The following is a 9,829-nucleotide window of genomic DNA, read 5'->3' on the forward strand; positions in this document are numbered from 1 at the left end:
TGCTTTTCGGCCTCGGCAATCTGGTTGTCGAGATAGGTGGAAAGATGGGTTACGGTTTCATGACCTGCCTTCACCAGGGCATTCCGCGCCGCTTCCGGCAGGGCGTCGAACTTGGTCTTGTTCATGCCGATACCGATGGCCGGACTGCCGAACGGTATGCCCCGTGTAATCGACTTCGCGACCTCCTGAAGCTTGTACGGATTGAGGCTGATGGCGGCCAGCAGAGTGCCGTCCAGAGTGCCACGCTGGATGCCGAGGTAGATTTCCGGTGCCGCCATCGCGACCGGCGTGGCGCCCACCGCGGACAGCGTGATGTTCTGGATGCCACCGCCCGACCGGATCTTGAGGCCGCGCAGCGATTCCGGCTTCTCGACCTTTCCGGTGCGGAGAACCATCTGGTACGGAGGCATGACGATAAACGCCATCGGAACGACGTTTCCGTCGAGGAATTCTTTTCTCAGCAGCCCCTCCTCGTTCAGGAGCGACCAGTAGGCCTGTGATCCGTGCTTGGACGTGGAGTTCACGCCGGGAATGTCGGCCACCCCGTTGAGCGGCAGCTTGTCGGTGAAATAGCCGTTGGCGATGTAACCGGCATCGACCGTACCGCTGCTGATCGCGCCGAACAGCGCCCTTGCCTTGACGAGCTGCTCGGCCGGGTAATGGGTGAACTTCACGGCTCCGCCGCTGAGTTCCTCGGCACGCTTCATCCAGTAGACCATGCCCTGCTTCGACAGGTCGTGTGAAAGCGGGAAGGAGTCGGCAAAGCGCAGTTCGATGCTGTCGGCATGGGCCGGTTTGGCGCCGGCGAAGCCGGAAGCAACGGCAAACAGGACTGAGAGCGCGGACACAGCGATGGTGCGCCGGGTGCAGGACAGTTTCATGATGTCACCTTTGATTTCGGGAAACGGAGCTGACGCTCAGACCGCAATGCCTTCCTTGGGGTTTTCCATGTAAGGCGGCGAGTAAATGACCAGCACTTTCACGGGCTCGTCGCTGATGACGGTGAAAACATGCGGCTCTCCCGCAGGAAAGAAGCAGGCGTCGCCGGGGCCGAGTTCCTGGACCTGGCCACCCACTTCGGCGCGCGCTCGGCCTTCGAGGATGTAGCAGGCCTGTTCGATGCTGGGATGCTTGTGGGGCGTCGCCCCGTTCCCCTTGGTCGCCACACCGAGGAGCACTTCCAGCGATTTCGAGCCAACCGTGTCCGGGCTGATGATCCGGCGGTTGACTGTCCCCGTGTGGTTGGCCGGGCTGTACGGCTGGCTATCGGCCGCCTTGACGAAATAATTCCGGGTCATTTATTTCCTCCGTTCCAATATGTGAACATTGTTTGGATATACGAATGGTACGCAGCCGACTGACGGCGGGTCAACTGGGTTCATTGCTCGCAGCCGCAGTTTTTCCGGAATCCGTGCACAACTGCCGATCTTCACGAGCGCATGGGTATGGAAGCGGGTACTTCAGGATGCAGAATGTCGCGCCGAGGCATGCTCTGACCCAGACAAGGCTGGGAATGCGCAGCAGGCCCGCCATGTGCGACTCGCCCTGCTGGCAGGCGGATCGGAGATGGTTTGCCGGCCGATAAGGAGCGTTGCGGCCGATGCAGGATTGGCGGTCGGGAGGCGACGCGATCCTTATCGCAGGTGCATATGCGTCAAGCCATATTTCTGCGGTTTCAGCCCAGTCCCGGCTGGTGATTTCCTGCCGGACCCATATGTCTTAAATAGTGACGAGAAAACAGATGCCTTACCCAGGTTCTCCCTGATGTCCGACCATTCCCAGCGCGCCGCGGAAGCGCAAAGCCTGCTGTCCGACCTCATCGCCATGGCCCGCAAGGCCGGGGCCGAGGCCGCGGATGCGGTCTACCATGAGGGCCGCTCGCTCAGCGCCACGGTGCGGATGGGCCAGCCTGAGGATGTCGAATCGTCCGAAGGTCGCGACTTGGGTCTGCGCGTGCTGGTCGGCCAGAGGCAGGCCTGCGTCTCGACCAATGACTTCTCGACCGACGCGCTGCAGGAACTCGTCGGCCGCGCCGTCAGCATGGCCAGGGCCGCGCCCGAAGACAAATTCGCCGGCCTGCCCGATGCCTCGCAGCTCGCCACCCGTCCGGAGGGCCTGGATCTGGAGCTGTTCGACGGCGTGGAGCTCGAGATGCCGCAGCTGCTGGAGCGCGCCCGGGCAGCCGAAGCCGCGGCGCTCGCCGTTACCGGGGTCACCAATTCCGAAGGCGGCAGCGCGGGACGTTCTTTCGGGCTGATCGGCTATGCCAGCAGCCTGGGTTTCACCGGTGTCGAGTGGAGCGGCTCGCACAGCATCTCCGCATCCGTGATTGCCGGCCGGGATACCGGCATGGAGCGCGACTGGGAATATGATGCGAAGGCCCATTTCAGCGATCTGCGCGATCCCGAAACCGTCGGCCGCAGGGCCGGGGAACGCGCGGTGCGCCGGCTCAATCCTCTGAAGCTTGAGAGCGGCGCGATGCCGATCGTTTTCGACCCGCGGGTCGCGACCAGCCTGGTCGGCCATTTCGCGGGCGCGATCAACGGCGCCTCGGTCGCCCGCGGCACATCCTTCCTGAAGGACAAAATGGGCCAGAAGGTCTTTGCCGACGGGGTTTCGATCATCGACGATCCGCTGCGCAGGCGCGGCTTCCGCTCGCGCTGGTTCGACATGGAGGGCGTGGCACGCCGGAAGCGGGCGCTGGTCGAGGATGGCCGGCTGACCACCTGGCTGCTGGATTGTGCGACTGCGCGCCAACTCGGCCTCACCAGCACCGGGCATGCCTCCCGCGGCACCGCCTCGCCGCCCTCGCCCGCGCCGACCAATGTCTATCTCGCGCCGGGGAACCTGACGCCTGCCGAACTGATGCACGACATCAAGCGCGGGCTCTACGTCACCGAACTGATCGGCATGGGTGTGAACGGCGTCACCGGCGATTACAGCCGCGGCGCGGCCGGGTTCCTGATCGTCGATGGCGAACTGGCGGAGCCGGTCTCGGAAATCACCATTGCCGGGAATCTCAAGGAGATGTTCGCCCGTCTCACGCCGGCAAACGACCTCGAATTCCGCTTCGGCACCGATGCGCCGACCCTGCGTGTCGACGGCATGACCATCGCGGGCCGGTAGGCGCATCATGGCGGTTTCCCTCAGACAGGATCAGGAACTTCTGCTGGCAGCAACCCGGGAGGCGGGCGCGGTGGCGCTGCGCTTCTTCCGCAGCGGCGTGAAGTCGTGGAACAAGAAGCCGAACGATCCGGTCTCGGAGGCCGACATGGCGGTGGATGCCCTGCTGCGCGAGACACTGCTGCAGGCGCGGCCGAGCTATGGCTGGGTCAGCGAGGAAAGCGAACGCGTTCCGGCCCGGAACGGGGATGTCTGGGTCGTCGATCCGATCGACGGCACCCGGGCTTTCATCGAACACAAGCCGGAATTCGCCATCTGCGTTGCGCTGCTGCGCGGCTCCCGGCCGGTTCTGGCGACGATCTTCAACCCCGCCAGCGACGAGTTCTTCGATGCCATGGCAGGCGGCGGCGCGCGGCTGAACGGAAAGCCGATCCAGGCGTCCGGCCATGGCAGCCTGAACGAGGCCCGCTTCCTCGCCAGCCGCCGCACCTTCGAGCGCCATGGCTGGATCTCGCGCACGGCAAAGGCCGATTTCGCCTACCGCAATTCCATCGCCTATCGCATGGCGCTGGTTGCGGCCGGACGATTCGACGCCGCGATCAGCCTGACCGAGAAGAGCGATTGGGATGTGATCGCCGCCGATCTTCTGGTGCATGAAGCCGGCGGCCGCGTTGCGACGGCGGACGGAACACCCCTCAGCTACGGCATCGATAGGTACCGGCACCCCTCGGTGATCGCCACCGGCGCCTATATCTTCGACGATGTCGTCGACCTGCTGAAAACCCGCAAGGCCTGAATTCAGCTGCGGCCGTAAACCGGGATCGCCCCGCCGGTCGTCACCTTGTTGTCGGGCGACGCCAGAAAGGCGATGGTCGCGGCGATCTGGTCCGGCTTCGGCCAGGCATCGTGATCCGCCCCGGGCATGGCAGTGCGGTTGGCCGGGGTATCGATGATCGACGGCACCACGGCATTCACCAGGATGCTGCGCGGCGCCAGTTCCGCCGCCAGCGCCTGGGTCAGCGCGATCACCGCCGCCTTGCTGGCAGCATAGGCGCTCATGCCGGCGCCCTGCCGCGGCTCCAGACCGGGCCGGGCGCTCACGTTGACGATGCGCCCTTCGCCCCTCAGTGCTCGCACCGCCGCACGGCAGCAGAGATGGCAGCTGACCAGATTGGTGTTCAGCATCTCCATCAAGCCGTCCTTGCCGGTATCTTCCAGCGGACTCATGGCAAAGCCGCCGGCGATATGCACGGAGGCCCAGAGATCCTCGACACCCGCATATAGCCGCGCGACATCCGCCTCTTCGGTCAGCCGGCAGGGACCGACCAGCGTGACGCGATCCCTGTCGGGGAATGCCTCCGCTTCCGCCTCGTCCAGCCAGGAGAGCCGGCATCGCGCGCCCGCCGCCAGCAGCGCGGCAACGACGGCGCGGCCGAGCGCCCCGGTGCCTCCGGTGACGATGACGGTGCGGTTGCCGAAATTCATGCCAGCCTCCTCACGCCGGGCGCACCCAGATCGCGTTGTCGTGGAAAGCGGCGCCGCCATTGGGCTGGGCCGGATCGGCGCCGGTCAACGCGTTGATGCCGATGCCTTCTTCGAAGGCGCTGTTCGGCCAGATGCTCTCCACGATCACCACACCCGGCTGCACGCCGTCGAACAGATGCGCATGCAGTTTCACGGTGCCGCGCCGGTTACCCAGCCGCACCAAACCGCCCTCCGCGATGCCGAGCCTCGCGGCGTCTTCAGGATGGATGAAAGCGGTCGGACGCTGCTCCCGCTTCAGCGAGGTCGGCGTTTCGGTGAAGCTGGTATTGAGGAAGTTGCGTGCCGGCGCGGTAACCAGCCGGAAGGGATGCTCTTCCGAGGCGAGCTCGATGCTGTCCCACTGGTCCGGCAGCCGCGGCATGCCGTCGTGGTCCGGCCCCATGGCCGACCAGTCGGCGGCAAATCGGAATTTGCCGTCGGGCCAGCCGAAACCGTCAAGGAAATGGCTGGTGCGGAAATCCGGCTGGCAGTCATGCCAGCGCTGCGCCCGCAGCGTCGCCACATCCGGCCAGCCCGAAGCCTTCAGCGTACCCTCGACGATCTCGATGGCGCTCATCCGGAAACCGGGATGCTCGGCGCCGAGCCGCTTCGCCAGCTCGCAGATCACGTAATGGTTCTCGCGCGCCTCGCCCGGCGGCTCGACCAGCTTGGGCCCTAGCAGGATGCTCTGCTGGCCGCCCGCCTGGTAGATGTCGTCATGCTCCGTAAACATGGTGGCGGGCAGCACGATATCGGCCATCTTCGCGGTTGCCGTCATGAACTGCTCGTGTACGCAGACGAAAAGATCGTCGCGGGCAAAGCCGCGCCGGACCAGGTTGGAGTCGGGCGCAACCTCGTAAGGGTTGGTGTTCTGGATCAGCATCGCCGTCACCGGCGGACCATGTTTCAGCGCCTCGGAATCGCCGCAGAGGATCGGGCCGATCTGCGACTGGTCGAGCTTGCGGATCGACGGATCGCGGACGTCGAGCCCCTCGATCAGCGTCTTGTCCCAGCGGAAGATCGCGCCGTTATTGTGGAAGGCGCCGCCGCCCTCGTACTGCCAGGCGCCGGTGACGCAGGCGATGCTGGTGGCGGCATGCATCGCCGTGGCACCGTTGCGGCTGCGCGAAAAGCCGTAGCCTAGCCTGATGTAATGCCGCTTCCGCTGCCCCAGCAGATGCGCGAAGGCGGTGATCTCAGCCGCCGTAAGCCCGGTGATGGCGGCGGCCCATTCCGGCGAGCGGCTCTGCAGGTGCCGCTCCAGCTCGTCCGGCACGTCGGTGTATCGCGCCATGTAGTCGCGGTCGGCATAGCCGTCGCGAAACAGGACATTCATCACGGCACAGGCGAGCGCGCCGTCGGTACCGGGCCGCAGCATCAGATGCATGTCGGCCTGCTCGGCGGTGGCATTGCGATAGGGATCGACGACCACGATCTTCGCCCCGCGCTCCTTGCGGGCACGGATCGCATGCGTCATCACGTTGACCTGGGTATGCACCGCGTTGGTACCCCAGATCACCACGCAGTCGCTTTTGGCCATCTCGCGCGGATCGGGACCGCGCAGGTTGCCGGTCCCGGCGATGTAGCCGGCCCGGGCCAGCGTCACGCAGATGGTCGAATGCTGGCCGGAATAGCGCTTGGCATTGCGCAGACGCTCGATCCCGTCGCGCTGCACCAGCCCCATCGTGCCGGCATAGAAATACGGCCAGATGGCCTCGCTGCCGAACTTCGCCTCCGCCTGCCGGAAGGCCTCGGCGGTACGGTCCAGCGCTTCTTCCCAGGAAATCTGCCGGAACTGCCCGGAGCCTTTTGGTCCCACACGCAGCAGCGGGTGCAGCAGGCGTTCCCGATGATTGGCGCGCTCGGCATAACGGGCGACCTTGGCACAGATCACACCCGCGGTGTAGCCGTTCTCCGCCGCACCGCGGACCTTGCCGATCTGGCCGTTCGGCAGCAACTCAATCTCCAGCGCGCAGGTCGACGGGCAATCATGCGGGCAGGCGCTGTACCCGGTCTTCGGACTGGCGGTGGAAAAAGGTGCGTTCATCGACTGCCTATCTCAGGCGCGCGGGACTCAGGTCTGCCTCGGTCAGGCCGAGATCCGCCACATCCTGCGGCAAACTCCGGCCCAGGGCCAGAGCGCCGGCGACCCGGCTCATGGCGGCCGACGTTTGGATGCCGTAACCGCCCTGTCCGGCCAGCCAGAAAAACCCCGGCGCGGCAGGATCGAACCCGCAGACGATCGTCCGGTCGGCGACGAAACTGCGCAATCCGGCCCATTTTGCCGCCAGGCGGCGCACCTGCAGCGTGGTCGCAGTTTCCAGCCGGTCGACAGCAATGGCGATATCCATCTCGTCCGGCTGGGCATCGCAGGGATCGCTATCGGTTTCGTCGCAGGGCGACAGCAGGATGCGCCCGGCATCGGGCTTGAAATAGAAAGTCTCGTCGGCATCCAGAACCATGGGCCAGCCATGGATGTCGGCGCCGTTCGGCGGATCGAAGGTGACGGCCGTACGGCGCTTCGGCTGCAGTCCCACCGGCGCGACGCCGGCGATACCCGCCATCACGTCGGCCCAGGCACCGGCGGCGTTGATCAGGACGGGCGCGCTGAAATTTCCCTGGCTGGTTTCCACCTGCCAGTCCGCGTCATTCCTCGCGATGCCGGTGACTTCGGCGTCGGTAACGATCCGGCCGCCGGCCGCCGTCATGCCGCGCAGGAAGCCGCGATGCAGGGCATGCACGTCGATATCCATGGCTTCGGGCTCGGCGAGCGCTCCGCCGGTCACCGTTTCCGGCCGCAGGATCGGCATCTGCGCCAGCACCTGCTCCGGCGTCAGACGCTGCAGGGAGGGCACGAGCTTGCGCATCTCGTCGTAGGCTGCATCGAGCTTTGCCGCGCGGTCGGCGCTGCCGACCTGCAGCACGCCGCGGGGCGTGAGGATGGGCGCATCGGTGAAACCCGCCGGCGGGCTGATCAGGAAGTCGCGGCTGGCAACCGTGAGCGCACGAATGGGACGGTTGCCGTAGGTTTCGGAGAACAGCGCAGCCGAGCGCCCGGTCGTGTGATAGCCCGGCTGACTTTCTCGCTCGAGCAGCAGCACGAATTTCCCGGCATTGGCGAGTGCGTAGCCGGCACCGGCGCCGGCGATGCCACCGCCGATGATCACGAAATCGCTTCTGGTCACGGTCAACTCCGATCAGCCTGGGGAAAAGGCGGGATCATTATAGGAAAGCAGGGAAGTCATGCCCAATGCCTTGAAGGCATACGGGCATGACCGAAAACCAGACGCTCAGACGCCGCCGAGACAGAGATATTTGATCTCGATGAAGCTCTCGACGCCGTATTTCGAGCCCTCGCGGCCCATGCCGGATTCCTTCCAGCCGCCAAACGGCGCTTCTGCCGTGGAGATCAGGCCCTCGTTGATTCCAACGATGCCGTAATGCAGCTTTTCGGCCACCCGCCAGACGCGGCCGATGTCGCGGCTGTAGAAATAGGCGGCCAGACCATAGGGCGTGTCGTTGGCGATCCGGATCGCCTCATCCTCGTCCCTGAACCGGAACAGCACGGCGACGGGGCCGAAGATCTCCTCCTGCGCACAGGCCATGTCTGTCGTCGCGTCCGCGATCACGCTGGGCTGATAGAAGGTGCCGCCGCGCTCATGACGGGCACCGCCCAGCAGCACCTTTGCGCCCTTGCTCTTCGCGTCGGCGACCAGGCGCTCCACCTTGTCCAGCGCATCCTTGTTGATCAGCGGTCCCTGGCTGACGCCCTCCTCGAAGCCCGGGCCGGTCTTCAGCTTCCTGGTCGCCTCGACCAGCCTGGCGGCGAAGGCATCGTAGATTTTGTCATGCACCAGGAGACGGTTGGCGCAGACGCAGGTCTGGCCAGTATTGCGGTATTTCGAGATCATCGCGCCGGCGACGGCCGCATCGAGATCGGCATCGTCGAAAACGATGAACGGCGCGTTGCCGCCGAGCTCGAGCGACAGCTTCTTCAGCGTATCGGCGCTCTGGCGCATAAGGATCTTGCCGACTTCGGTCGAGCCGGTGAACGAGACCTTGCGCACGATTGGATTGGTGGTGAGTTCAAGGCCAACCTCGGCGCCATGCGATGATGTGACGACGTTGAAGACGCCCTTCGGCATCCCGGCATCCTCGGCGAGTTTCGCCAGCGCCAGCGCGCAGAGCGGGGTATCCTCAGCCGGCTTGACCACGACCGGACAGCCGGCCGCCAGCGCCGGGGCTACCTTGCGGGTGATCATCGCGACCGGGAAATTCCACGGCGTGATCGCCGCCACGACGCCGATCGGCTGTTTCAGCACCAGGATGCGCTTGTCCGGCGCATGGCCCGGGATCACATCGCCGTAGATGCGGCGACCTTCCTCGGCGAACCACTCGACGAAGCTGGCGCCATAGACCACCTCGCCCCTGGCCTCAGCGAGCGGCTTGCCCTGCTCCAGTACCATGAGCGCGCCGAGATCCTCCTGATGCGCCAGGATGAGGTCGTACCATTTACGCAGGATCGCGCCGCGCTGCTTGGCGGTCAGTGCCGCCCAGGCCGGCCAGGCGGCGTTGGCGGCTTCGATGGCGCGCCTGGTTTCCGCCTGTCCCATATCGGGCACTTCGGCGATCAGGCTGCCGTCGGCAGGATTGGTGACCTTGAAGCTCTTGCCGCTGTCGGCTCCCACCCAAGCACCATCGATGTAAGCCTGCCGGCGCAGCAGATCAGCGTGTTTTAACTGGGTCATGGCGTCCTCCTGTATGCCGGCAAAATAGTGCCGCGGACGGATGGGGAGAAGCGTTTACCCTAGCCTGGGAACGGACTGCGTCAGAATGCCGGCGGCGGCACTACCGCGCGTTCTTCGCAGGCGACCACGGCCAGAAGCCCCGGGGCCCTGACTTCTCCGCGATACTGACTTTGAAAATTACAGCGCCAATCATCATACATCTCGGGCGGCCGTGATCAGTAAACCCGGTTGCCATGATAACAAAATCAGAATCTTATATGGTAACGCCCCGCCCCGTTCGTCTTCCAGCTTCGAACTTGTCATACAACTAGCCTCCTGCTACATCACACTGCATGGAGGACGCACGGTGACGGCCCTGCAGCGACGCGAAACCCTGACATCCCAGCTGATCAGATCCCTCACCGAGTGGATCGTGACCGGCCGGATCAAGCCGG

The 9,829-nt window shown here is 65.1% G+C and carries 8 protein-coding genes; 2 read left to right on the top strand and 6 right to left on the bottom strand.

The annotated features are described in order from the left end of the window. Both dctP and VKZ87_RS01965 read right to left on the bottom strand, forming a co-directional pair. A partial coding sequence (dctP, locus tag VKZ87_RS01960) for a TRAP transporter substrate-binding protein DctP (protein WP_324219559.1) occupies positions 1-881 on the bottom strand: 881 nt, incomplete at its 3' end. A 36-nt stretch (positions 882-917) separates the two neighbouring features. Next, positions 918-1,298, bottom strand: a complete 381-nt coding sequence (locus VKZ87_RS01965) for a cupin domain-containing protein (RefSeq protein WP_324219560.1) — start codon at positions 1,296-1,298, stop codon at positions 918-920. A 466-nt stretch (positions 1,299-1,764) separates the two neighbouring features. Between VKZ87_RS01965 and VKZ87_RS01970 the strand changes: the two genes are divergently transcribed. Together VKZ87_RS01970 and VKZ87_RS01975 are read left to right on the top strand one after the other, a co-directional pair. After that, positions 1,765-3,126, top strand: coding sequence for a TldD/PmbA family protein (locus tag VKZ87_RS01970; protein ID WP_324219561.1), 1,362 nt, complete (start codon positions 1,765-1,767; stop codon positions 3,124-3,126). 7 nt (positions 3,127-3,133) lie between these two features. After that, complete coding sequence (locus VKZ87_RS01975) at positions 3,134-3,919, top strand: 3'(2'),5'-bisphosphate nucleotidase CysQ (protein ID WP_324219562.1); 786 nt, start codon at positions 3,134-3,136, stop codon at positions 3,917-3,919. Positions 3,920-3,921: 2 nt separating this feature from the next. On the opposite strand, the gene VKZ87_RS01980 is transcribed toward VKZ87_RS01975, so the two are convergent. The 4 genes from VKZ87_RS01980 to VKZ87_RS01995 all read right to left on the bottom strand — a co-directional run bounded on the left by VKZ87_RS01980 (position 3,922) and on the right by VKZ87_RS01995 (position 9,395). Beyond that, complete coding sequence (locus VKZ87_RS01980; protein ID WP_324219563.1) at positions 3,922-4,608, bottom strand: SDR family oxidoreductase; 687 nt, start codon at positions 4,606-4,608, stop codon at positions 3,922-3,924. 10 nt (positions 4,609-4,618) lie between these two features. Then, entirely contained in the window at positions 4,619-6,694 is a 2,076-nt protein-coding gene (locus VKZ87_RS01985) for a molybdopterin oxidoreductase family protein (protein WP_324219564.1), read from the bottom strand. A gap of 7 nt (positions 6,695-6,701) precedes the next feature. Further along, a complete protein-coding gene (locus tag VKZ87_RS01990) occupies positions 6,702-7,832 on the bottom strand; it encodes an FAD-binding oxidoreductase (protein ID WP_324219565.1) in 1,131 nt (376 codons plus the stop codon). A gap of 105 nt (positions 7,833-7,937) precedes the next feature. Continuing rightward, the gene (locus tag VKZ87_RS01995; protein ID WP_324219566.1) at positions 7,938-9,395 is read right to left on the bottom strand and encodes an NAD-dependent succinate-semialdehyde dehydrogenase; all 1,458 of its coding nucleotides are present in this window, start codon (positions 9,393-9,395) and stop codon (positions 7,938-7,940) included. Positions 9,396-9,829: the final 434 nt, after the last annotated feature.

The sequence above is a fragment of the Ferrovibrio sp. genome (genome assembly GCF_035304305.1).
GTDB lineage: Bacteria > Pseudomonadota > Alphaproteobacteria > Ferrovibrionales > Ferrovibrionaceae > Ferrovibrio.

Bases quoted from the DNA above. Each gene is read 5' to 3' on its own strand.
- VKZ87_RS01965 (WP_324219560.1), bottom strand. From the start codon at position 1,298: ATGACCCGGAATTATTTCGTCAAGGCGGCCGATAGCCAGCCGTACAGC.
- VKZ87_RS01970 (WP_324219561.1), top strand. From the start codon at position 1,765: ATGTCCGACCATTCCCAGCGCGCCGCGGAAGCGCAAAGCCTGCTGTCC.
- VKZ87_RS01975 (WP_324219562.1), top strand. From the start codon at position 3,134: ATGGCGGTTTCCCTCAGACAGGATCAGGAACTTCTGCTGGCAGCAACC.
- VKZ87_RS01980 (WP_324219563.1), bottom strand. From the start codon at position 4,608: ATGAATTTCGGCAACCGCACCGTCATCGTCACCGGAGGCACCGGGGCG.
- VKZ87_RS01985 (WP_324219564.1), bottom strand. From the start codon at position 6,694: ATGAACGCACCTTTTTCCACCGCCAGTCCGAAGACCGGGTACAGCGCC.
- VKZ87_RS01995 (WP_324219566.1), bottom strand. From the start codon at position 9,395: ATGACCCAGTTAAAACACGCTGATCTGCTGCGCCGGCAGGCTTACATC.